This is a genomic window from Mycobacterium sp. (genome assembly GCF_019247615.1).
Lineage (GTDB): Bacteria > Actinomycetota > Actinomycetes > Mycobacteriales > Mycobacteriaceae > Mycobacterium.
The window spans coordinates 15,468-37,485 of record NZ_JAFBAT010000258.1; the positions used below are offsets into that span (position 1 = coordinate 15,468).

22 protein-coding genes are annotated in these 22,018 nt (G+C 69.1%); 7 read left to right on the plus strand and 15 right to left on the minus strand.

Translation table 11 applies throughout. The features are described 5' to 3' along the window. Positions 1-92: 92 nt before the first annotated feature. Positions 93-1,673, plus strand: coding sequence for a hypothetical protein (locus JO059_RS17685; protein ID WP_293321065.1), 1,581 nt, complete (start codon positions 93-95; stop codon positions 1,671-1,673). A gap of 6 nt (positions 1,674-1,679) precedes the next feature. Here the strand turns inward: JO059_RS17685 and JO059_RS17690 are convergent, their stop codons facing one another. Then, entirely contained in the window at positions 1,680-2,729 is a 1,050-nt protein-coding gene (locus JO059_RS17690) for an NAD-dependent epimerase/dehydratase family protein (protein ID WP_293320999.1), read from the minus strand. After that, a complete protein-coding gene (locus JO059_RS17695) occupies positions 2,726-3,502 on the minus strand; it encodes an S-methyl-5'-thioadenosine phosphorylase (RefSeq protein WP_293321001.1) in 777 nt (258 codons plus the stop codon). The genes JO059_RS17690 and JO059_RS17695 overlap by 4 nt, the downstream gene beginning before the upstream one ends. Before the next feature lie 34 nt (positions 3,503-3,536). Between JO059_RS17695 and JO059_RS17700 the strand changes: the two genes are divergently transcribed. Continuing rightward, positions 3,537-4,418 carry a 1,4-dihydroxy-2-naphthoate polyprenyltransferase gene (locus JO059_RS17700; RefSeq protein ID WP_293321003.1) on the plus strand — a complete coding sequence of 294 codons (882 nt, stop codon included), beginning with the start codon at positions 3,537-3,539 and terminating at the stop codon, positions 4,416-4,418. Positions 4,419-4,511: 93 nt separating this feature from the next. Here JO059_RS17700 and JO059_RS17705 read toward each other — a convergent pair whose 3' ends face one another. Further along, positions 4,512-4,862: a DUF4229 domain-containing protein gene (locus tag JO059_RS17705; RefSeq protein ID WP_293321067.1), complete on the minus strand. Its 351-nt coding sequence runs from the start codon at positions 4,860-4,862 to the stop codon at positions 4,512-4,514. A gap of 72 nt (positions 4,863-4,934) precedes the next feature. On the opposite strand from JO059_RS17705, the gene JO059_RS17710 reads away from it, so the two are divergent. Further along, a complete protein-coding gene (locus JO059_RS17710; protein WP_293321005.1) occupies positions 4,935-5,081 on the plus strand; it encodes a hypothetical protein in 147 nt (48 codons plus the stop codon). 7 nt (positions 5,082-5,088) lie between these two features. Here JO059_RS17710 and JO059_RS17715 read toward each other — a convergent pair whose 3' ends face one another. From JO059_RS17715 to hemL, 7 genes are all read right to left on the minus strand, one after another. After that, the gene (locus tag JO059_RS17715) at positions 5,089-6,381 is read right to left on the minus strand and encodes an AAA family ATPase (protein ID WP_293321007.1); all 1,293 of its coding nucleotides are present in this window, start codon (positions 6,379-6,381) and stop codon (positions 5,089-5,091) included. A 55-nt stretch (positions 6,382-6,436) separates the two neighbouring features. Then, the gene (gene ccsB, locus JO059_RS17720) at positions 6,437-7,417 is read right to left on the minus strand and encodes a c-type cytochrome biogenesis protein CcsB (RefSeq protein ID WP_293321009.1); all 981 of its coding nucleotides are present in this window, start codon (positions 7,415-7,417) and stop codon (positions 6,437-6,439) included. Continuing rightward, on the minus strand, positions 7,414-9,006 hold the full coding sequence (locus JO059_RS17725; protein ID WP_293321069.1) for a cytochrome c biogenesis protein ResB: 1,593 nt from the start codon (positions 9,004-9,006) through the stop codon (positions 7,414-7,416). Before JO059_RS17725 ends, ccsB begins: the two co-directional genes overlap by 4 nt. A gap of 122 nt (positions 9,007-9,128) precedes the next feature. Next, positions 9,129-9,917 (minus strand): cytochrome c biogenesis CcdA family protein, encoded by a 789-nt coding sequence (locus tag JO059_RS17730; protein ID WP_293321011.1) that lies wholly within the window; start codon positions 9,915-9,917, stop codon positions 9,129-9,131. 7 nt (positions 9,918-9,924) lie between these two features. Then, complete coding sequence (locus JO059_RS17735) at positions 9,925-10,560, minus strand: TlpA disulfide reductase family protein (RefSeq protein WP_293321013.1); 636 nt, start codon at positions 10,558-10,560, stop codon at positions 9,925-9,927. After that, positions 10,557-11,165: a histidine phosphatase family protein gene (locus JO059_RS17740; protein WP_293321015.1), complete on the minus strand. Its 609-nt coding sequence runs from the start codon at positions 11,163-11,165 to the stop codon at positions 10,557-10,559. The genes JO059_RS17735 and JO059_RS17740 overlap by 4 nt, the downstream gene beginning before the upstream one ends. Next, entirely contained in the window at positions 11,165-12,508 is a 1,344-nt protein-coding gene (gene hemL, locus JO059_RS17745) for a glutamate-1-semialdehyde 2,1-aminomutase (RefSeq protein WP_293321017.1), read from the minus strand. Before hemL ends, JO059_RS17740 begins: the two co-directional genes overlap by 1 nt. A gap of 165 nt (positions 12,509-12,673) precedes the next feature. Between hemL and JO059_RS17750 the strand changes: the two genes are divergently transcribed. From JO059_RS17750 to JO059_RS17760, 3 genes are all read left to right on the plus strand, one after another. Beyond that, the gene (locus JO059_RS17750) at positions 12,674-13,537 is read left to right on the plus strand and encodes a hypothetical protein (protein WP_293321019.1); all 864 of its coding nucleotides are present in this window, start codon (positions 12,674-12,676) and stop codon (positions 13,535-13,537) included. Between the two features lie 32 nt (positions 13,538-13,569). Continuing rightward, on the plus strand, positions 13,570-13,965 hold the full coding sequence (locus tag JO059_RS17755; RefSeq protein ID WP_293321071.1) for a nitroreductase family deazaflavin-dependent oxidoreductase: 396 nt from the start codon (positions 13,570-13,572) through the stop codon (positions 13,963-13,965). A gap of 120 nt (positions 13,966-14,085) precedes the next feature. After that, entirely contained in the window at positions 14,086-14,865 is a 780-nt protein-coding gene (locus JO059_RS17760; protein WP_293321021.1) for a hypothetical protein, read from the plus strand. Here JO059_RS17760 and JO059_RS17765 read toward each other — a convergent pair. Genes JO059_RS17765 through JO059_RS17780 form a run of 4 tightly spaced genes read right to left on the minus strand, consistent with a single transcriptional unit; the run spans position 14,838 to position 19,544 of the window. Further along, positions 14,838-16,214: an amino acid permease gene (locus tag JO059_RS17765; RefSeq protein WP_293321023.1), complete on the minus strand. Its 1,377-nt coding sequence runs from the start codon at positions 16,212-16,214 to the stop codon at positions 14,838-14,840. The two genes, JO059_RS17760 and JO059_RS17765, sit on opposite strands and share 28 nt — an antisense overlap. A 36-nt stretch (positions 16,215-16,250) precedes the next feature. Continuing rightward, the gene (locus tag JO059_RS17770) at positions 16,251-16,991 is read right to left on the minus strand and encodes a class I SAM-dependent methyltransferase (protein ID WP_293321025.1); all 741 of its coding nucleotides are present in this window, start codon (positions 16,989-16,991) and stop codon (positions 16,251-16,253) included. 46 nt (positions 16,992-17,037) lie between these two features. Continuing rightward, positions 17,038-18,387: an MFS transporter gene (locus tag JO059_RS17775; RefSeq protein ID WP_293321027.1), complete on the minus strand. Its 1,350-nt coding sequence runs from the start codon at positions 18,385-18,387 to the stop codon at positions 17,038-17,040. A 2-nt stretch (positions 18,388-18,389) separates the two neighbouring features. Beyond that, positions 18,390-19,544, minus strand: a complete 1,155-nt coding sequence (locus JO059_RS17780; protein ID WP_293321029.1) for an LLM class flavin-dependent oxidoreductase — start codon at positions 19,542-19,544, stop codon at positions 18,390-18,392. A 619-nt stretch (positions 19,545-20,163) separates the two neighbouring features. On the opposite strand from JO059_RS17780, the gene JO059_RS17785 reads away from it, so the two are divergent. Then, complete coding sequence (locus tag JO059_RS17785; RefSeq protein ID WP_293321031.1) at positions 20,164-21,042, plus strand: alpha/beta hydrolase-fold protein; 879 nt, start codon at positions 20,164-20,166, stop codon at positions 21,040-21,042. Between the two features lie 250 nt (positions 21,043-21,292). On the opposite strand, the gene JO059_RS17790 is transcribed toward JO059_RS17785, so the two are convergent. Further along, positions 21,293-21,985 (minus strand): GDSL lipase, encoded by a 693-nt coding sequence (locus tag JO059_RS17790; RefSeq protein WP_293321033.1) that lies wholly within the window; start codon positions 21,983-21,985, stop codon positions 21,293-21,295. Positions 21,986-22,018: the final 33 nt, after the last annotated feature.

Here is a 22,018-nt window from a genome sequence, read left to right on the forward strand (position 1 = left end):
GCGGACAGACCCAGCAAACATCTGGGGGCACCGCTCGACGCCGGCCGAGACCCGCCGGGGTACCGACACGGCGCTGGCACGTCGCCGGCGACCTGACCGCGGCGGCCTTGCTGGTCGTCGCGCTGTTATTGCCGTGGAATCTGTCCTTCGGCTTCGGGATCGCCGGCAGCAACAAGATCGTGTTGGCGCTGCTGTTCGCGGTGACACTGCTGTCCCTCATCTCGATCGGGATTGCCGGGTCCTGGCGGTCGTCGAGCGGGCGGTTCCCCGCGGAGCGGGGCGCGCGTATTCGGCTGGCCCTCAACGCGCCGTACTTGCTGCTGGTTCTCGCCTTCGTCGCGTTCGACGTCATCGAGACGGTCCGGTTCGGCGGCACCGTGAACCTCCCCGGCGGTGTGGGGCCGGGCGCATGGTGGGGGGTCGCCGGCTCACTGCTGAGCGTGCGGTCGGGTTCCGGGACGGATGACAGCGCCCAGGAGGGCGCCCGGCTGATCCGCGTCATCGGCTACGCATCGATTGTCGGCGCGGTGCTCAGCTTCGTCTTCAACCTGTTCTGGCGGCTGAGATACGCGCTGCAGGGAGACTTCGGCAAGCAGAACGCAGCGGTCATCGCGACCGCGCTGGTCTACGGCGTGGTGGCGCTTTCCGCGGTCCTCGTCGGGTCCCGCTGGCTGCTGCGCAGCGCTACGGCTTCTCGGCTGGCGACCGTGGCGCTCGGCGTGTCGACGCTGTTCGCCGGAATGATCGTGTGGATCCTTCCCGTCGGCCGTGACATCGACGCATTCCACGGCATAGCGCAGAACACCTCGATCGCCGGGGTCGGGTTCGAGGGCTACCTGGCCTGGGCCGCGGCGGCGGCGATTCTCGCGCCGGCCACATTCGCGGCACTGCTCGGTCGCCGGGACGCCGCGGCGACCGAGGAGAACGCATGGCGGGCGGCGGCCCGGAATGGGCTGTTGCTCATAGCCGTATGGTGCCTGGGCTCGATGGCCATGAGGATCACCGACCTCGCCGTCGCCGTTATGCTGAACTACCCGTACTCCCGGTACGACAGCATGGTGCTGGCCGCCTTCGACCTGGCCACCGCGGTCCTCGCGATCTGGCTGCGGATCAACCTCGTTCACGACTCTGTGTCCGCGAGGCTCGTGTCGTCGCTGTGCGGACTCGTTGCCGCCCTTAGCATTTCGCGCGTTGTCGTGGGGGTGGCGTTGGCTCCGCGATTCCTGCAACCGCCCGGGATGGAGCCGAACCCGGTCTACGGCAATAACCTCGCCCAGCAGATCACGAGCACCTTCGATGTGGCACTGTGTGCGCTGGCCGTGTGCATCCTGGCCGCCGCGATCATTCTGGGCGAGCTCGGCGGCCGGCGCCGGCGCCGCCACACGGCGCGCGCCGCCCACAAACGTGGTGACCCGACCCGCGCCCAGCAGCGCCCGGAAGCGGCGACGACCCGCATACCGGCCGTGCGCACTCCCCCGCCGTCGGCCGCGGCGACGACCCGCATCCCGGCCGGCGGCGCTCGTGCCGCCGCCCAGTCCCCCACCACGGCGATGCCACAGGCGGCCGGGCGGCCGAGGATCTTCCGCCGATCGGACGATCACGATTCGGCAACCCAACAGCTTCCCATTCAGAAGCCCAGAATCTATCGGCCACAGCAGGATTCGACGCCGTAGCAGGAGTCAACGCAGCGGCGCGAAGGCAAACTCACGTAACCCGTCGCGCGGATCGACGGTGGCACGAAACCCCAACATCTCTGCGGCGCGCCCGGGATCGGCGACGATGTGGCGCACGTCGCCGCTGCGGTACTGGCCAGTGATCACCGGGGAAAGCGAACCGCCGCGCGCGTCGCACAGCGCCGTGGCCACGTCCAGAATCGAAACGGGCTGCCCCGAACAGACATTGAATGCCGAGAAGCCCTCGAAGCCGGGGCGGCCGTCCGACACCGCCGAGGCGGCCGCCAGGTTGGCGGCGGCCACGTCGTCGACGTGGACGAAGTCCCGCGCCTGCTTGCCGTCCTCGAAAACCCTTGGCGGCTCGGCGTTTTCCAGTGCCGAGCGGAAGATGGCCGCCACCCCGGAATACGGGGTGTCGCGCGGCATCCCCGGCCCGTACACGTTGTGGTAGCGCAACGCCACCACCGAGCCGCCCGTTGCCTCCGACCACGCCAGCGCGTAGTGCTCCTGGGCGACCTTGCTGGCCGCGTACAGGCTGCGCGGCCGCAGGGCGGCATCCTCGTTGACCAACACCCACGTCACATGGGCCCCGCATGCCGGACAACGGTTTTCGAATGCCCCGGCGTCGAGGTCGGCGCGCCGCCGCGGCGGCGGATCGACGAGGCCGTGCTCGTGGCAGGAGTAGCGGCCCTGCCCGTAGACCACCATCGACGACGCCAGCACCAACCGGCGCACCCCCGCTTCGAACATCCGCGCGAGCAGCACCGTGGTGGCGAAATCGTTGTGGCCGCCGTAGGCGGGCGCATCGGCGGCGTCCACCCCCGCGCCCACCATCGCCGCCTGATGACAAACGAGGTCCACCCCGGACAACAGCGGGGCCAGCGCCGGACCATCGCGTACGTCCACCCGCTGGCATCCCTTCGGCAGCAAAGGATTCGGGCCATGAGCGGCGGGCAGGAGCGCGTCGACGGCCACCACGTCGTGCCCCGCCGCCCGTAGTGCGGCGTTTACGCGCGACCCGATAAAACCCGCCGCGCCGGTGAGCAACACCCTCATGGCAGTTCCAGCGGCAGCGTCACGCCGGTGTGCGGCAGGCAATGAGTGCAGGTGCGCTGGGCGGCCACCCGGCCGATCGCCGCGCGCACCAACTGCTTGAACAGCTCCATGTACTTTGCGAATTCGGCGAATATGTCGGCGGCCTTGACACCCTCACCGGCCTCGACGCCGGCATCCAGGTCGGTCACCAAACAAATTGCGGCGTAGCATATTTCGAGCTCCCGGGCCAGCACGGCCTCCGGGTAGCCGGTCATGTTGACCAGGCTGGCGCCGGCGGAGGCGAACCACCGGCTCTCCGCCCGGGTGGAAAACCGCGGGCCCTGGATCACCACCATGGTGCCGCCGTCGACCACATCGGGCAGGCCGGTGACGGCGGCCCGCAAGGTCGGGCAGTACGGGTCGGCGAAGTCGACGTGAACGGCACCGGAGTCGAAGTAGGTGTCGGCGCGGCCCTTCGTGCGATCGACCAGCTGGTCGGGCACCACCACGGCGCCAGGCCCGTTTTCGGGGTCCAGGCTGCCGACCGCGCAAGGGCCGAACACCCGCCGCACGCCGAGTTTGCGCAGTGCCCACATGTTGGCCCGATAGGGCACGGTGTGCGCGGAGAATTGGTGCGTGATCCCATGCCTGGGCACGAAGGCGACCTCATGCTCGCCGACGGCGCCCACCGTGATCGGGGCGCTGGGCGGCCCGTACGGGGTGTCGACGTCGATGTTGCGGGTGTCGGACTCGAAGAATGTGTAGAACCCGCTGCCGCCGATGACTCCGAGCATCCGCCCATTGTCGTGCATGAGGCAGGATGCCTGTGTGGCCAGTCTCACGCAGTGGGTCTCGGGTGCCCGGCCCCGCACGCTGCCCAACGCGGTGGCACCGGTCGTCGCCGGCACCGGCGCCGCGGCGTGGCTGCACTCCGCGGTCTGGTGGAAAGCGTTGCTGGCGCTGGCGGTCGCGGTCGCGCTGATCGTCGGCGTCAACTACGCCAACGACTACTCCGACGGCATCCGCGGCACGGACGACCAGCGCACCGGCCCCGTCCGGCTGGTGGGCTCGCGGCTGGCGAGCCCCAGGGCGGTGTTGACGGCGGCGGTGACGAGCCTGTCGGTGGGCGCCGTGGCCGGGCTGGGGCTTGCATTGCTGAGCGCGCCATGGCTGATCGCGGTCGGTGCCGTCTGCATCGCGGGGGCCTGGCTCTACACCGGAGGCTCAAAGCCCTACGGCTACGCGGGTTTCGGCGAGGTCGCGGTGTTCGTGTTTTTCGGCCTGGTCGCCGTGCTGGGCACCGAGTACACCCAGGCGTTGCGGGTGGACTGGGTCGGGCTGACGCTGGCGGGGTCGGTGGGGGCACTGTCGTCGTTGGTGCTGGTGGCCAACAACCTGCGCGACATCCCCACCGACGCGCGGTCACGGAAGATCACCCTGGCGGTGCGGCTCGGCGATACCCGCACCCGGGCTCTGTACCAGGGGCTGCTGGCGACCGCCGGGCTGTTGACGCTGGTGCTGATGATGGCGACGCCGTGGTGCGCCGCGGGATTGGCCGCCACGCCGCTGGCCCTGCACGCCGTGGGTCCCGTGCGCTCCGGCCGCGGCGGTGCTGCGCTGATCCCGGTCCTGCGGGACACCGGGCTGGCAATGCTGGTATGGGCGGTGGCGGTCGCGACGGCGCTGGCGCTGGCCGCCTCGCTCGCTTGAGCGTGCATTCCGGGCGTGGGGTGTGCGCCCGGGGTGCGCTCGCTCGACGTGTCGCCGCCCGAGACGCACACGGCGGCGCACGAGCGCACCGTGTCACTCGCTGCTGCCCGGCTCCTCGTCATCGGGTGCGGCCTCGCCACGCAGCCGCGCCCGCAGTTGTTCGCGTTCGCGGCGGCGGCGTTCGCCGGCCATCGCAAGTCCGGCGGTGGCGCGCCGGCGCAACGGGGCGAACACCCAGATTCCCAACGGCATCGCGATGATGAGCCCGAACAGCACGGCGACCACGATCGGAAACTCGGTAAGCCCCAGCAACCGCGCGACCCCGTAGATTGCGGCGGTGAGCACGCCCACCAGCAGCAACCGCGCCGCCGCATACAGCAAAACATCGGCGGTTACGCGACTTCGGGCCCGCTGCGCCGTACGATCCGGGGTGCCGTCGTCGATATGCCCTTCTGACACAGCCCGAGCCTACGGTGCCGGTATATTCGCTCCAAAGACGTTCCAAGGAGGTGTTGAGTGCTCTACCTGCTGTTAGTGCTGATCCTGGGAACGCTGATCTATGTTGGTTGGCGCGCGGCTCGGTCACAGGCGAACCGGCCGAAGACGCGCGTCATCGGGCCCGACGACGACCCAGAGTTCTTGCGGCGGTTAGGCGGGGACTGAACCCGCGCTACGCCACGCCCGGGTTGCGCTGATCACCGGGAAACCCATCCGCGACGACGGCCGCCAGTTCGGCGATCGCCTCGCGAGTCTCGCGCTTCAACCGGTCAAGGCTGATCTCGGCGCCCTCTTCCAGGTGGGGGTCGAACGGAACCAGCCGCACCGCCCGGCAGCGGCGGGAGAAGTGATCGATCACCTTGTTCATGTCGACCTTGCGGGTCTGCGGCCGCACCGCGTTGATGACTGCGATCGAATTGCGGACCTTCTCTTCGTGGCCGTGGGCATCGAGCCAGTCCAGGGTCGCGGACGCGCTGCGGGCGCCGTCGATGGACCCCGACGCCACCACCACCAGCACGTCGGCCCGCTCCAGCACCGAGGACATCACCGAGTGCAACATGCCGGGCCCGCAGTCGGTGAGAACCAGGCCGTAGAAGCGCTCCAGGATGTCCAGCGTGCGCGCGTAGTCGTCGGCGCCGAACGGGTCGGAGACGGCCGGATCGGCTTCCGACGCGAGGACCTCCAACCCGCTGGGACCCTTCGAGGTGTAGCGACGGACCTCGCTGTAGCGGTCGACGGACCCGGCGTCGTGCAGCAGCTCGCGCACCGTCGCCGCCGTTTCCAACGGGATCCTTTGGCTCAGCGTGCCGCGGTCGGGGTTGGCGTCCACCGCCACCACCCGGTCGCCGCGGAGTGACGCGAAGGTGGAGCCCAGCGTCGCGGTGATCGTGGTCTTTCCGACGCCGCCCTTGAGCGACAGCAGCGCAACCCGATAGCAACCCCGCAAGGGCCGGTTCACCCGCGCCACCACATTGTTGTAGCGAGCCGCCCGGGGGCTCTCGCCCAGGTTGATCAGGTGACCGGACAGGTCATAGAGCAACCGGCGCCAACCCTCCGAGGGCGGCGGTTTGACCGGGCGCAACAGCATGCCGGTGGACAGCTCCGGATACGGGCTGTGCGGTACCGGCTCCGGGCGATACGGGCGATCGGGCGGTGGCGGCGTTTCCGCCGGACCGGTGTAGTAGGCGCCGAACGCGGTCGGGTCCACCCGCGCGATGCCGGTAACCGGGGTGGAATCCCAGGACGGCATCCCTGCGGGCACAGGGCCCCGGGGCGGCATCGGATCGCGCGGTTCGGGCCCGCGGGGACGCCGCTGACTGCGGAATCCGGCGAAGGCGCGAGTCGGTGCACCGGCGCCCGAGTCGGCCGGTGGTTCGGCGGGATCATGCTCTGGAGGCGTCGGGAAAGGCACCTTCTCGGTCGGTGGTTCGGACGCCCCCACGCCCGTCGACGGGTGCTCGGACACGTGTACTCCCCCTCGTTGCTTGCTACTTGTTTCGGCTGAGAAAGAGGCGACCTGGTCAGCCCACGCCCGCATAGGAATGCAGGCCCACGGTCACCAGGTTAACGAAGAACAGATTGAAGACCATGGCCACGAACCCCGCAACGTTGATCCAGGCCGCCTTCCGGTCCCGCCAGCCCGCGGTCGACCTCGCATGCAGGTAGGCGGCGTATATCACCCAGGCGACGAAGGAAACCGTTTCCTTGGGATCCCAGCCCCAATACCTGCCCCAGGCTTGCTCGGCCCAGATTGCTCCGAAAATCACACCGAAGCCGAACACCGGGAAGGCGAAGACGGTGGTGCGGTAGGCGATGCGGTCCAACGTCTGCGCGTCGGGCAGCCGTCGCACCATCCGTCCCAGCGCGGTGTCGGTGTCGTCGTCACCTAGGCGCGACGTACGCAGCAAGAACAGGATGCTGGCGATACCGGCCACGAGGAACACGCCGGAACCCAGGCTGACGACGGACACGTGAATCGGCAGCCAATAGGACTGCAGCGCCGGCATCACCGGTGCGGCATTGGCGTAAAGCCAGCGGCCGGAAATCGTCAACAGGATCAGCACCGGCACCAGCAGGAAGACCCACAGCGGGCGGTACTGCGGCCGGCGCAGCACGACGGCCCCGGCGACCAGCCCACAGAAGCACGTCAGGTTGATGAACTCGTACATGTTGCCCCACGGCACGCGCAGGGTCGCCAGGCCGCGCAGCGCGATGCTCGCCAACAGCAGCCCGATGCCGAGGTAGACCACCGCCAGCCCGCCCCGCCCGACGCGCTCGTCGAACGGGCGCTGCCCGGCCTCGTCGACGACGCCCGGGGTGGCGCTGTCCGCGGCGACCCCACCGGCGGGGGCCAGGCGCGCGCGGTCGTCCACGCGGCGGCCGCCGACGTATGCAAGCTCGAAGGCCAGCAGCAGCAGGGCGACCACCAGCGCCACCACGGCCGAGGTGAAGGCCCAGTCGGAATAGCGCGCCAGGCCTATGTTGACGTGCACCGTGTTCAATTGACGTCCACCTGAGAACTCCTTCGGGACGCTGGATGTGTCGGCACGCCGCGCCCGCCGAGTCCGTCGAGGATCCGCTCGGTCAGGCGCTCGAACTCGTCGCCCCACCCCGAGTTGTCGGTGCGCGCCAGGCCGCCCAGTTCGACGTTCACCGTACCGACAACCTCGCCGCCGGCCTCACCCCGAGGCACCGTGAGCCTGGCCCATACCCGGCGCCGGCGGACCAGCAGTGACACCAGCAGCCCGGCCATCATGGTGACCGCGAAGATCAGCACCCACGTCTGGCCCGGATCGTGGGAGACCTGCAGATTGACGAACGGCACCGCCCCATCGAACCGGACGACGGTGCCGGCGGCCGGCCCCTGCTCGAGCCGGACCTGTTGACCGGCGCGCAGGTTGACCCGTTTCTCCTTGGTCAGCCGGCCCTGATCGATCAGGCGGGGATCCAGCGTGAACAACGACTGCGGCCGCCCGGTGTCCAGGCCGGTGTCGCCGCGGTAAATGTCGATGGCCACCGCCGGGGCGTTCAGCGCCGGAAAGCGCGACGACAACAGGGTGCCCTCGAGCTGCTCGGTCGGGGCCAGCAGCCCCTGGATCGCGATTTCGTGTTGGCGGCGCTCCGCGGCGGTGGGGTAGCTGCCGGCGGGCGGGTCGATGCGCGCCACCCCCGACGACAGCAGAGTCTGCGGGTTGTCCGGTCGCCATTGCACCGTCGACGTGCGGGTCTGCCCGTCCGGGAACGTCACGGTGAAGGAAGGTGCATAGCCGTGCCCCTGCAGGTACACCCGGTCGCCGTCGACGCGCAGCGGCTGGTTGACCTCCAGCTGGTAGTGCCGCCAGTTGTTGGCCGTCAGATCGCGGCCGGCCTGGTAGTCGACGTCCGCGGCGAACGAAGTAGCCTGGCCCGACGGCAGGTAGTGCGCCTGAAAATCGTTGACTCGTAAGCAGATTGGGTGCAGCGATGTGCCGTCGACGGTGTTGCCGGCCCGGAACGAGTCGAACGCGGCCGGCGAGGCCGAGCAGAAGCCGGGCCCGCCGTCCGCGATGACGATGACGTTGCCTTCGTAGCCGAAGAGCTTGCCGACGGCCACGGCGACCAGCAGGCCCAACAGCGAAAAGTGGAAGACGATGTTGCCGAGTTCGCGTAGGTAGCCCTTCTCGGCGGACACCTCGACGGCTTCGCCCTCGTGCCGGATCGCCGTGCGCCAACCGCGGAGCCGCCCGGTAACCGAGTTTGCCAGGGCGTTCAGCTCCTCGGGCCCCGCGACGACCTGCGCGCTCGCGTGCTTGGGCAGCCGGGCCAGGTTGCGCGGGGCGGGCACCGGGGTGGCGCGCAGGCTGCGCGCGTGCTCGACCATCCGCGGGGTGAGGCATCCGACGAGGGAGACGAACAGCAGCACGTAGATCGCGGTGAACCACAAGCTCGAGAACACGTTGAACGCCTGCAGGCGATTCAGCCAGGGCCCGATCACCGGGTGGGTGGTCAGGTACTCCTCGACCTTGCCGGCGTTCAGGCTGCGCTGCGGCAGCAGCGCGCCGGGGATCGCGCCCAGCGCGAGCAAGAACAGCAGCACCAATGCGGTGCCCATCGACGTCAGCGCGCGCCAGGTGTTGCGGGCCGTGGCGCGAACGGTGGCGAGCAGGCGCAGAATCGCACTGGAGCGGGTCTTTTCACGCGATTCTGCGTCTGCTCGCGCATCTAAGGGCGCCATCAAATCGGCAACCTCACGTCGGACACGAACGCGTCGCGCAGCCAGGAGATGAAGTCGTTCCATACCCCGGTGACCAGCAGGGCGCCGACGGCGATCAGCAGCGCGCCGCCGAAGATCTGGATGGCCCTCGAGTGCCGCCGCAACCAGCCCAGGGCCGCCACCGCACCCGCCGAGCCGAACGCCAACAGCACGAACGGGATTCCCAGCCCCAGACAGTAGGCGATCACCAGCAGCACTCCGCGGGCCACATTGGCACCGTCGGTGGCCGACGCGACGGTGATCACCCCGGTCAGCGTCGGTCCCAGGCACGGTGTCCAGCCGAGGGCGAATACCGCACCGAGCACCGGGGCGCCGGCGACCGTCGTCAGCTGCCGGGGGCTGAACCGGGCCTGGCGCTGCAGCGCGGGAATGAGACCGACGAACACCAGCCCCATCACGATGGTCAGCACGCCGCCGACGCGCTGCAGCACCAGCTGGTTGGTGATCAACGTGGTGGTCATGCCGAGGACCGCGACGGTGCCGAGCACGAATACCGTGGTGAACCCGGCGACGAACAGTGCCGCGGACCCGGCGACTCGCCACCTGACGGCGGGCGGAGCCTTGATCGCGGCCGGGTGCTGCTCGCCCTCTTGCTGAGCGACCCCGACCAAAGCGGCCAGGTACGACAGGTAGCCGGGCACCAGCGGCACCACGCACGGCGAGGCGAACGACACCATTCCGGCCAACACGCACACGGCCAGTGCCATCAGCAGCGGGCCGGCGGCGGCAATCTGAGTGAAGCCGGTCACGAGACGCTCACCCCCGTCCCGGCGCGGCCTGACCGGCGGCCGATTCCCGGGCCACCCGCTGCGCCACGGGCTGCAGGTCCTGCGCCAGCATCTCGCGCAAAAAGACCGCCGCCACCCGGTGCTGCCGGTCGAGCACCAGCGTGGACGGGATGACGGTGGTGGGGTACTTGCCCCCGAACGCGATCAGGGTGCGCATCGCCGGATCGTAGATCGAGGGGTAATTCACGTGGTGGTCGGTGACGAAGTCCAGGGCCGCCTGCCGGTTGTTGTCGCGGACGTCGATGCCGAGAAAGGACACGCCGTCGGCGCTGGTGGCGTCATACGCCTGTTGCAGTTGCACGGCCTCGGCCCGGCACGGCCCGCACCACTGCCCCCACACGTTGATGACGACGACGCGGCCGGCAAAGGACCCGGCGGGGTCGTCCAGCGACAGCGTGCGCGCCGGATCCGTCAGGTCGGGGCCGGCCAGCGGGCCGGGGCGGCCGCGGCTTGCGGGCGGGTCGTAGTAGATGTCGGTCTTCCCGCCCGGCGAGACGAATTCGAAGGTGCCGCCCTGGGCCACCGCATCGCGGCCGGAGCAACCCGCCAGGAGGGCCACCAGACCCAGCAGGGGCACGGCCATGGCCAGCCGCCACCTGGTCATGGTGCCGCCGGTTCCTGATACCCGATGTCGACGAGGCGGTCACCGTCGTAGGTCAGGGTGGTGACCGAGCACAAAGCGCATTCTCGTCGCCGCGGGTCGTGCCAGAGCCGCTTGCCGCTGAGGTGCCGCCGCAGGGTCCACACCGGCAGTTGGTGGCTGACGCACACCACCTCGTGGCCGGTGCCGCGGGCCCGCGCTTTCTCCACCGCGGTCGTCATCCGGGCCGCGATCTCCGCGTATGGCTCGCCCCAGGACGGGGTGAACGGGTTGCGCAGCCGCCACCAGAACCGCGGGTCGCGCCACGCCCCGTCACCCGGGCCCACGCGGCGGCCCTCGAAGAAGTTGGCCGATTCGATCAAGTCCGGGTCGGTCTCCACGGGGAGCCCGTGCCGGGCGGCGATGGGGGCGGCGGTCTCCTGTGCTCGCTGCAGGGGGGAGGCGATCACGGCGACGATGTCACGGTCGGCCAGCGCGTCGGCGACCGCGTCCGCCTGCGCCCGGCCCTTCTCGGAGAGGTGGTAGCCGGGCAGCCTGCCGTAGAGGACGCCGCTGGGGTTGTGCACCTCGCCGTGGCGCACGACGTGGATCCGAGTCTGCTCGCCCATCAGGTTCCCCCCGGGCGGCTGGCGCGGGCGGCCGCGTCCGCCGCGGCGGGTAGCGCGGCGGCGATCCGGTCGAATGCGCTGTCGTCGAGCGCCGTCGACACGAACCACGCCTCGAATGCGCTGCATGGCGGGTAGATGCCGGCGTTCAGCAGGGCATGGAAGAAGGGGGGATAACGCCACGTCTGGGTGGCGCGCGCGGACGCGAAGTCGGTCACCGGTGTCTCGGCGAAGAACAGGCTGAGCATGTTGCCTGCCCGTGAGATCTGGTGTGGCACAACGGCATTCGTCAGCGCATCGGCAAGCAACCCGGCGAGGCGGTCGGCGTTGGCGTCGAGGGCGGCGTAGACCGCTTCGTCGGCCGCGCGCAGCGTTGCCAACCCCGCGGCCACCGCCACCGGGTTGCCCGACAACGTGCCGGCCTGATACACCGGCCCCAGGGGCGCCAGCCGTTCCATCACGTCGGCCCGCCCGCCGAACGCGGCGGCCGGCAACCCGCCGCTCATCACCTTTCCAAAGGTGAACAGGTCGGCGGAGACGGGATCGATTCCGTACCAACCACTTCGGCTGACGCGGAATCCCGTCATCACCTCGTCGAGGATCAGCAGCGCGCCGTGCTCGGCGGTGATCGCGCGCAACGCCGCGTTGTAGCCGGGTGCGGGCGGAACCACGCCCATGTTGCCGGGGCTGGCCTCGGTGATCACGGCGGCGATCTGTTCGCCGAAACGGGCAAACGTCTGCCGCACGGCGTCGATGTCGTTGTAGGGCAACACGATTGTGTCGGCCGCGGCCGCGCCGGTGACGCCGGGCGATGAGGGCAGGCCCAGCGTCGCCACCCCGGAACCCGCGTCGGCGAGCAACGCATCGGCGTGCCCGTGATAGCAGCCCGAGAACTTGACGATCTTGGCCCTGCCGGTGAACCCGCGGGCCAGCCGGATCGCGCTCATGGTGGCCTCGGTGCCGGAGTTCACCAACCGTATCCGCTCGACCGGTGCGACCCGCGCGATGATCTCGGCGGCCAGCTGGGTCTCCGCGGGCGTCGGAGCGCCGAACGACAGCCCGGAGGCGGCGGCTTCGGTGACGGCTTCGACGACCGCGGGGTGGGCGTGGCCCAGGATCATCGGTCCCCACGAGCAGACCAGGTCGACGTAGCGGTTGCCGTCGGCATCGGTGAGCCAGCACCCGCGGGCGGCGGTGATGAAGCGCGGCGTCCCGCCCACCGCCGTGAACGCACGCACGGGGGAGTTCACCCCGCCGGGAATGACGGCGCTGGCTTCGGCGAAAAGTCGGGCCGACGCCGCCACGGCCGCCGGGGCGTGCGCGGTCGCCTGGTCGCTGCTACCCATGCCGATCAGTGTCCCAGCCCCCGCGGAACGTTCAACTACAGGGTGTAGCAGGAGGGTGTCAGGCGTCTTGCCGGTCCGGATTTCCTGGGCAGCCATCAGGTCCTTGCGCGCGGCCTCACGTTCGTGGGCGGCCGGGCGCCAGGAGGCGACACTACGCTCGACCGGGTGATACCGCAGGCGGCCGCCGACGTCGCCGCGGCCCGGGTCGCCGCGGTCCGCGAGGACCCGGGCGGCCGGCTCGCGCTCATGCGCGAGCTCTACGAGGTCCCGGCCGAGGCGGACCGCGGGCATCTGCCGTTTCGGCAGGCGGCGTCGGCCTTCATGGGATGGCAGCTGCGCCGCGGGTTGCTCAACCCAAAGGGCGGGAGTCCGTGGTGGCGCGCGATCAACGAACGCCTGCTGCGTGACGGGTGGGAGGCCCGCGCCCTGGCCTTCGGCCATCCTGGCGGCCCCAGCTCGGCGGGGGTGGCCGCGTCGGTGGAGTTCATCCGGCGCCCGTCGGCCCAGCGCTGGTACCGGGCACACAACATCAGCGTCGTCAGCGCGTACCTCGAACACCGGGAGCTCGCGTGGCGCGAGTCCCGCGTCGAACGTTTCTTCGTCAACCTGGTTTTGATGCGGGTCCTCTACGCCCACGCCTTGGTTGCCGCGCCGCGGCTCGCGCTCGGCTGGCTCGGCCCGGCCGGTCGGCCGCTCGGCGACCCTCGATTGGGCATGACCGGCATCTTCTTGTCGCTGTCGCGGGTGCTGCCCGACCGCTACCCGCTCGGCGACGACCTGACGCCCTATTTGCGGGCCGAACACGGCGTCGCTCACCTGCTCGACGTCGGGGTCATTCAGCCGCGAGTGGAACTGCTCTACGATTGGTCGTCGCGCGAACTGGCGATACCCGGTCTTCGGCGGCTGCTTGACGGCCAAACCCCTTGTTACGCATGGCCGGTGGATGACTGGGCCCCTTGGCATCCGCTGCCCTCCCGGCCGGCGCGGCTGGCGCGCGCGTTGCTGCCGCCGACGCGCCCGACGCCTTGATGTCGCGCGGCCTGGCGAGTTGGATTGATGGCATGAAGATGCCTCAAGGGCTCGCGCGTTTCAACCGCCATGTCACCAATCCGGTTCAGCGGATGTGGGCGGGCTGGCTGCCCCCGTTCGCGATCATCGAGCACGTCGGTCGGCGCTCGGGCAAGCAGTACCACACGCCGGTAAATGCGTTCTACACCAGTGTGAATGGCAAACCGGGGGTGGCCATCATGCTCACCTACGGCCCGGACCGCGATTGGCTGAAGAACCTCACCGCCGCGGGCGGCGGGCGGATGCGCCGCAACAGCAAGACCTTCGGCATCTCCGACCCCAAGGTGGTCAGCAAGGCGGAGGCTGCGGCGTACGTCACGGGCAGGGCGCGACCGATTTTTGCACGGCTCCCGTTCGAGCAGGCCGTGCTGTTTACCCGTACCCCCTAGAAGCCCGGGTATCGCCCGTAACAAAAGTTCGCTCGGACGCGAACTGCTCAGCAGCAAAGCGACATCAATCTCATAACGTTCGGGCGAAGGGAACACCGCAATGGTCAGGGTTGCTTGATCATGCGTCGCTGGGCTGACAAGCAGCGCTGCCGCCGATCCGGCCTGGTCGGGATTGCCATACTCCTCGCGGGAAGCGGCGTGCTCGCGCCGGCATTCGCTTCGCCCGTCGCCGCCGCGGCGACCGGCACGGTGAAGGCGAGGACCGCGCGCATGTCGGACGCCACGCTGACCTCGAGGCAGGACGGCTGGTACCACCCCGGTGACCATCTGGCCCTCGTATGTTCCAAGCGCGGGGACGCCGTCAAGGGGTTCCGCAGTCCCGCGATTCCCGACGGTGGTTGGGACAACCTCTGGTACCAGACGTCGGACGGGCATTTCGTGGCCGACGTCGACATCGAGACCGGACCGTCCGGCGTGGCCGCGCCCGCGTGCCCCACCGATCCGGGCCCCGGCACAACGACTCGCCTCGACAATTTCGTCACCGCCGTCGCGGGCCAACAGATCGGTGACGGGCAGTGCGTCGCCCTGATCCGCAAATATCTGGGCGACGTGTACGGCATCACCGATGCGGGCTGGGGCGACGCGTACGCGTACGGGAAAGGCGGCACCGCCGGCAATCACCTGGAATCGCGGGGGTTCACCTGGTACCCAGGTGAGGACTTCGCCAACGGCGACATCCTGGTGTGGCGCCAGGACTCCCGCCTCGCGGGGCTTTCCTACGGCCATGTCGCCATCTGGTACGACGGCAAGATCTTCGATCAGCACTACAACGGCCGACTGACCGCCGGTTCGGATCCGTTCTCCGACTATGGCTACGAGGGGTTTTGGCGAAAGGCATGAGCCCGCCGTCCCAGTCCTCGCCGACGGCCCCGGGCAATGAAGTACACCACGATAACCACCGCCCATGACAGCAAGGAAAGCCACAACTGGCTGCGCGCCGAGCGATCGAACGCCATCTGCACCAGCACGGCGGTGATCGCGGCGAGCGTGAGGATCGACAGCACCGGGAAGAACCACATCTTGACCCGCAATCGGTCCTCAGATGTCTTGCGGCGCAAGATGATCTGCGACAGCGCGATCAGCCAGTAGACGAACAATATGATGGCGCCCGACGAGTTGAGCAGGAACAGGAACACCGTGCCGGGTGACAGCCACGCCATGATGACGCATCCGAAGCCGATCGCCGACGAGCACAGGATCGCGATGTGGGGCACCCCGCGGCCGCTGAGGCGGACCAGCCGGGCCGGCGCCTCGCCCCGGCCGGCGACCACGAACAGCATGCGCGACGCGGTGTACAGCCCCGAGTTAAGGCACGACAGCACCGCGGTGAGCACGACGACGTTCATCACCTGATCCGCGCCGCGCAAGCCCATGTGCTTGAGCGCGGCGACGTACGGCGAGGCGCCCGCCTCCACCGAATCCCAAGGCTGGACGACCGTGAGCAGAAAGACCGACCCGACGAAGAAGATTCCGATGCGTGCCACCACCGATCGCGTCGCGCGCTGCACGGCAAGCTCTGGGTCCCGGCTTTCCGCGGCGGCAACGGTGACGATCTCGGCACCGACCATCGAGAAGATCACCACGACAATGGCCGCGAAGACGGCCGCGACGCCCTTGGGAAAGAACCCGCCGTGCGAGGTGAGGTTGGAGAAATCCGCGTGGTGGCCGGGCAGCAACCCGAGCGCGAACAGCGCGCCGACGACTAGGAAGATCGCGATGGTCGCGACTTTGATTCCGGCGAACCAGAATTCGAATTCGCCGAACGAGGAAACCGAGAACAGGTTTGTCGCGGTCATCAGTACCATCAGGCACAGCGACAGCAGCCACAGCGGCGCGTGGAACCAGTAGCCCAGGACTTTGCCGCCCGCGACGGCCTCGAAGCCGACGACGATCACCCAGAAGTACCAATACAGCCAGGCGGCCGAGAACCCAGCCCAGCCACCCAGCGCGCTTCCGGCGTAGTCGGCGAACGACCCGGTGGAGGGGTTGGCCGCTGCCATCTCGCCCAGCATCCGCATCACCAGCACGATCAGCAGGCCGCACAACGCGTATGTCAGAAACGCGGCGGGGCCGGTGTCTTTGATGACGACGCCCGACCCGACGAAAAGGCCGGCGCCGATCACACCGCCGAGCGCGATCATGCTCAGCTGCCGCTGCGACAAGCCCTGGCGCAGTTGGGTGCTAGCCATTCGCGGCCCCTCGCAGCGCGCCGGCGTCGATCGTGGTCAGTCCAGGCGGGTGGCCACCACGGACCACACCGGCAGGTGCACCCGATGGTCTTCCAGCAGCGGGTCGATCACGCTCATCCGGTGCACCAGCGGCCGCATCCGGCGCAGGATCTCGCCCTGCTGCTCGGAGGCCGCCTTCTTCATGGCTTCGAAGGTTTCCGGCAGCAGGCGTGCCTGATAAGTGGTGACGCCGAGGTAGTCGATGCCCCATCCGCTGTCGCCCAGGACCTGCTTGAAGTTGTCTGCCGGCACGGCCGTCCATTGCAGGCCGTTGACGTTGTGGGGGCTGAACTCGAACATGTACAGCCGCGCGCCCGGGTTGGTGGCGCGGTGCAGTGCGTGCGCGTACCGGGCCTGGGTGGCGCCGTCGTTGAGGAACACGTGATAGAAGGCGCTGTCGACGACGGTGTCGAAGCGGCCCTCGAATCCGTCGAGCCGGGTGGCGTCGGCGACCTGGAAATCGACGTCCACTCCGGCCAGCTCGGCGTTCCGCTTGGCGCGCTCTATGGCCGAGGGGGAATCGTCAACGCCGGTGGCCGAATACCCGTGCGCCGCATAGTAAATCGCGTGATGGCCGGTGCCGGTGCCGGGGTCGAGCACCTCGCCGCGGACCCCGCCGTAGGCGACCAATTGCTGCACCGCGGGTTGCGGGCCGCCGATGTCCCACGGGATTCGCCCGTCGGCGTCTTCCGTCCCGCTGTACAACGGCTCAAAACCGGCAACGTTCGCGTCAGTCATTGGCTCAGCCTAACGACGAACGCGAGCGTTCACCCGCGAAGTCGACTCAGAAGTACAGGTCGCGCTCGCGGATCAGCGCGGTGGCGACGATGCTGATCACCGCGGTGGCGACCAGATAGCCGCACGCCAGCCACGGCTTGCCGCCGGCGGCCGCGATCAGCGCGGTGAGGATCATCGGGGTGACGCCGGAGGCGTAGATGCCCGAGAACTGGTACACGAACGACAAACCGGTGTAGCGGGTGCGGGTCGGATACAGCGCCGAGTACAGCGTGCCCTGCGCGCCGTAGAACAGCGCGTGTACGACGCCGAACACGACCACCATCGCCAGCCCGAACCACAGCAGGTTCTTGGTGCCGAACAGCGCGAAGGCGGGAAACGCCGCCAGGCCGTAGCACGCCACACCGGCCAGATACACGCGACGCGCGCCGAACCGATCGGCCAGCACCCCCGACAGCGGCAGCAGCACGGCCATCAGCAGGGCCGCCACGGTAACGACCACCAGCACCGACACCCGGTGCAGGCCCAGCGCGCCGGTGGCGTAGCTGATCGCGAAGACACCCCAGGTGTTGAATGCCGAACCCTCCGCCCAGCGCGACAGCAGTCCCAGGACGGTGTTGCGCCTGCTGCGTGGTTCGCGCACGATCTCGCGGATGGGCACCGCAGACGCGGCCTCGCGGTCCCGCTGCTCCTGGAGTGCCCGGAATGCCGGCGTCTCCTCCACCCGCAGCCGCACCAGGATGCCGATCGCAACCAGGACGAGGCTCAGCAGGAAGCCGATACGCCAGCCGTAGGCCAGAAACCGGGCCTGCCCCAGGGCGATCTGCAAGATCGCGAATATGCCTGTGCCCAAGGCTAATCCGAGCGCCAGGCCGATCTGTGGGATCGCACCGTAGCGGCCGCGCCGGTCCTCGGGGCTGTGCTCGACGGCGAGCAGCACCGCCCCGGCCCACTCGCCGCCCAGCGCCAGGCCCTGCAGGATGCGCAGCGTCAGCAGCAGCATCGGCGCCCAGGCACCGATCTGCGCGGCAGTCGGCAACACCCCGATCAGCGCGGTGGCGACGCCCATGATCAGCATCGTCAGCGCCAGGCTGCGTTTGCGGCCGATTCGATCGCCGATGTGGCCGAACACCAGGCCGCCGACCGGACGCATGACGAACCCGACGGCGAACGTCGCGAACGCCAACAGCGTTCCTACCAAGGAGCTTTCGCTCGGGAAGAAAACCCGATGGAAGACCAGCCCGGCGGCAGTGGCGTACAGGAAGAAGTCGTACCACTCCACGGTGGTGCCCAGCATGCTCGCCGCGACCACGATGCGCAGGCGGTGGCGACGTTCGGCGTCGGATTCGTCGCGGATTTGCGGCGCGGCCAGCGCCGCGTCGGGCAAGGTGGTGGCCATGGCTAGTGTGCCGAGGCGACCGCGAACGGCGTCGCCGGTGCCGGTTGTGCGGTGCGAGTGGGGTGTTGCCACAAGCCTTTCCGCTCGAGCAGCGGCAAGACGCCCTCGCCGAACCAGTAGGCCTCCTCCAGGTGCGGATAGCCCGACAGGATGAAGTGGGTGATGCCCAGCCGCGCGTACTCGGCCAGCCGCTCGGCCACCTCGGCGTGCGACCCGACCAGCGCGGTGCCCGCGCCGCCGCGCACCAGCCCCACCCCGGCCCACAGGTTCGGCCCGACCAGGAGCCGGCTGCTGTCACCGCCGTGCAGCTCCAACATGCGGCGCTGGCCCTCCGATTCGCTGCGCGCCAGGCTTGCCTGCACCCGCTCGACGTCGGCGGGGTCGACGGCCGCGAGCAATCGGTCGGCCTCGGCCCACGCAGCTTCGGCGGTGTCGCGGCTGATCACGTGAATCCGCAAGCCGTACTGCAGGATCCGGCCGGCAGGGCTAGCCTGGGCGGCCAACCCGCGGATCCAGTCCAGCTTCTGCGCCACCGCCTTGCGCGGTTCGCCCCAGGTGAGGTAGACGTCGGAGTACTTGGCCGCGACCGGCCCGGCCGACGACGACGATCCGCCGAAGAACACCGCGGGGATCGGGTCCGGCGGGTTGTTGAGCTGCGCGCCCTCGACGCGAATGTGGTCTCCGGCGAACGCCACCGGTTCCCGCGAGGTCCAGAGCTGCCGCACCACGTGCAAGAACTCCGCGGTGCGCGCGTAGCGCGAATCCTTGTCCAGGTAGTCCCCGTAGGCGCGTTGTTCGTGCGGCTCACCGCCGGTCACGACGTTGAGCAGCAGCCGACCGGCCGAGTGTCGCTGGAAGGTTCCGGCCATCTGCGCGGCCAGGGTCGGGCTGAGCAACCCGGGACGGAACGCCACCAGGAACTTCAGCGTGTCGGTGCCCTCGATCAGCATCGCCGTCGTCAACCAGGCGTCCTCACACCACAATCCGGTCGGCGTGAGCACCGCCTCGAAACCGTTGTCTTCCGCGGCCGCGCAAATCTGCCGCAGGTAGCGCAAGGTCGCGGCCCGGTCGCCGTGCATCGCGGTGCCGTGGCCACCCGCTACCAGGTTGCGTGAGTCGCCATAGGTCGGCAAAAACCAGTGAAACGCCAGGCTCATCTGCCCTCCCATCTACCTACCCGCATCGTGCGGGATGTCCCGGTAGCGCGCGAGGGTTGAAACCGTCCAGATCGGATATCGGAGGCGACGCTATTGCGGGTTGCCGGTGCGGGCATCGAGCGTCAGGGTCGGTGGGAGTCGAGCCGACCAAATCGAACATTGCGCCGAGCGCGCCGGCCCGCTCGTCAAAAGAGTGTTCACCGACGCGGCCGGTGTTCCAGTTGTCCTCCTCTGTGGCGGGCGCCGACACGATCGACGAGGGTTTGCGATGGTACCAGCCGTCTTCGCGGGTGGTTGATCGTCTCGACCAGGAACCGCTGCTCGTCGGTCGGATCGGAGTAACCGGGCCGAATTGGGATTGTGCGTCAACAACTCTGGTGTCAGGCCCCTACCGCATCGAAGGAGACGTTCTCTTCGAAGAGGACCACCAGGTGCTGAATCGGGGTGGCGGGCCGAGCGGCGGGGGTCCACGGTCGGTGAACACACCGTGGCGTCAACTCACGGCGTACGCCGCCGAATGGCTGGAACGTCACCGCTGTATGACCGCTGCGTCACAAACCTTGCGAAACGGTTGCGAAACGGCGTGGCAGGGGCGGAAAAGCGCTGTCGGCGCGGCATTATGACGTTCGTGCCTGACCTGAACCGTCGTGCGGTACTGCGTATGGGCGCCGAGGCCAGCGCGGCAGCCGCTGGGATGTGGGCCTTGAGCGCGCTGCTGGATCCGCTCGAGCCGCAAGCGGCGCCCCAAGCCCCCGCCCCATTTGAGCCGTCGGCGGCCGGCAGCAATCTGCCGAACAGGCTGACCGGGTCGTTCATTTCGGCGGCCCGCGGCGGCGTCAAGACCAATTGGGTGATCGCATTGCCGCCCGGCCATAAGGCCGACTCCGGGGTCCTACGACCGGTGATAGCGCTGCACGGCAAAGACGGCGACGCCAACCAGATGCTGGAGGCCGGGGTCGAGGACGGACTGGCCCAACTGGTCAAGTCGGGCAAGCCGCCCATCGCGGTCGTGGGCGTCGACGGCGGCAGCAACTCCTACTGGCACCGGCGGGCCGACGGCACCGACTCGGCCGCGATGGTGCTCGAAGAGCTCTTGCCGGCGCTGTCCGCGATGGGCATGGACACCTCGCGGGTGGGCTTCCTGGGGTGGTCGATGGGTGGCTACGGTGCGCTGCACCTGGGCGCCCTGCTGGGACCGTCGAAAACCGCCGGCATCTGCGCGGTCAGCCCCGCGCTCTTCACCTCGTTCACCGGCAGCACCCCCGGGGCGTTCGACAGCTACGACGACTGGGTGCAGAACAGCGTGCTGGGCGTGCCGGCGCTGTCACAGATCCCGTTGCGGGTGGACTGCGGTACCGGCGACCGGTTCTGCTTCGCCGCCAGGCAATTCGTCAGCCAACTGAAGAAGTCCCCCGCCGGTAGCTTCGCCGCGGGCGGCCACGACATGGACTACTGGCGCGCGCAGCTGCCCGGGGAGTTGTCCTGGATGGCGACCTAATGACACAGATGACCGTCCGGCGACCACCGCCGCGGAATGAACCACGAACCGAATCCGTACGTCTTAATCACTGAAGGTGTTTGGAGGTTTTGAGATGACCCCGCTGCTGCTGGCCTGCATCGCGGCCGCCACGCCCGTCGTCGGCGTTGGCCTGATGCACTTGCAAGCGCGCCTCGAGCAATGGGACTACGACCGCCACGCGGAAGACTGAACCGCCGACCACGGTGTGCGAGGCGGGCCGATCGACCGCTCAGCGCGCCAACTGCATGCGAATCAATGGCGCAATCTTGTCCGCCAGGTACTGGTGCCCCGCGTCGTTGGGGTGCACGCCGTCCGGGCCGATCAGATCCGGCCGGTCGACGAACCAGCGGTCGCCGATCGGATCGACGAACGCCGCGCCCGCTGCCCGCGCCTCGGCGTTGAGCACGTCGCGGATCTGCAGGATCGACCCGGGTACGTCGGCGGTCGGCCAGGGCGGTCCGATCACCAGAAACCTCGCCGTCCGCGCGAGGTGGCGCGCCAGATCGAAGGTTTCACGCGCTTTTCCGGCCAGCAGTCCGGGATCGACGCCGTCGTCGTTGCGGGAGCCGAAGAACACCACCAGCGCATCGTCGCGCTTGACCGCGGTGTCGGCCAGATCCTCGAAGATGCTGCCGTGATCGCCGGACACCCAGTAGCCTGCTCGGCCCTCGGCGGCCACGTCTGCCGCGATCCGTAGGCCACCCCGCGCGAGCGTTTGCCAGGTCAGGGCGGTCCACGCCTTGGGGCCCAGGCCGCCTTCGTCGGTCCCGTTGGTATAGGAGTCGCCGATCACCGCGACGTGGTTCACCCGGGGATCGAGGGTCAGCAGACCGTAGGACCGCGCCCGTACCGGATGCGCCGGGTATGCGACGGTGCCAAGCAGAATGGCGAGGCCGGCGATGACAGTGGCCAGACGACTCACTACCACCTCCACGGAAACTGCAGCGTCATTCCG

Excerpts from the sequence above, each read along its gene's own strand:
- JO059_RS17695 (WP_293321001.1), bottom strand. The coding sequence starts at position 3,502 with ATGCTCGGAGTCATCGGCGGCAGCGGGTTCTACACATTCTTCGAGTCC.
- JO059_RS17770 (WP_293321025.1), bottom strand. The coding sequence starts at position 16,991 with ATGACTGACGCGAACGTTGCCGGTTTTGAGCCGTTGTACAGCGGGACG.
- JO059_RS17760 (WP_293321021.1), top strand. The coding sequence starts at position 14,086 with ATGCGTCGCTGGGCTGACAAGCAGCGCTGCCGCCGATCCGGCCTGGTC.
- JO059_RS17785 (WP_293321031.1), top strand. The coding sequence starts at position 20,164 with ATGACGTTCGTGCCTGACCTGAACCGTCGTGCGGTACTGCGTATGGGC.
- JO059_RS17735 (WP_293321013.1), bottom strand. The coding sequence starts at position 10,560 with ATGACCAGGTGGCGGCTGGCCATGGCCGTGCCCCTGCTGGGTCTGGTG.
- hemL (WP_293321017.1), bottom strand. The coding sequence starts at position 12,508 with ATGGGTAGCAGCGACCAGGCGACCGCGCACGCCCCGGCGGCCGTGGCG.
- JO059_RS17740 (WP_293321015.1), bottom strand. The coding sequence starts at position 11,165 with ATGGGCGAGCAGACTCGGATCCACGTCGTGCGCCACGGCGAGGTGCAC.
- JO059_RS17690 (WP_293320999.1), bottom strand. The coding sequence starts at position 2,729 with ATGAGGGTGTTGCTCACCGGCGCGGCGGGTTTTATCGGGTCGCGCGTA.
- JO059_RS17775 (WP_293321027.1), bottom strand. The coding sequence starts at position 18,387 with ATGGCCACCACCTTGCCCGACGCGGCGCTGGCCGCGCCGCAAATCCGC.
- JO059_RS17755 (WP_293321071.1), top strand. The coding sequence starts at position 13,570 with ATGAAGATGCCTCAAGGGCTCGCGCGTTTCAACCGCCATGTCACCAAT.
- JO059_RS17780 (WP_293321029.1), bottom strand. The coding sequence starts at position 19,544 with ATGAGCCTGGCGTTTCACTGGTTTTTGCCGACCTATGGCGACTCACGC.
- JO059_RS17725 (WP_293321069.1), bottom strand. The coding sequence starts at position 9,006 with ATGGGCACCGCATTGGTGCTGCTGTTCTTGCTCGCGCTGGGCGCGATC.
- JO059_RS17765 (WP_293321023.1), bottom strand. The coding sequence starts at position 16,214 with ATGGCTAGCACCCAACTGCGCCAGGGCTTGTCGCAGCGGCAGCTGAGC.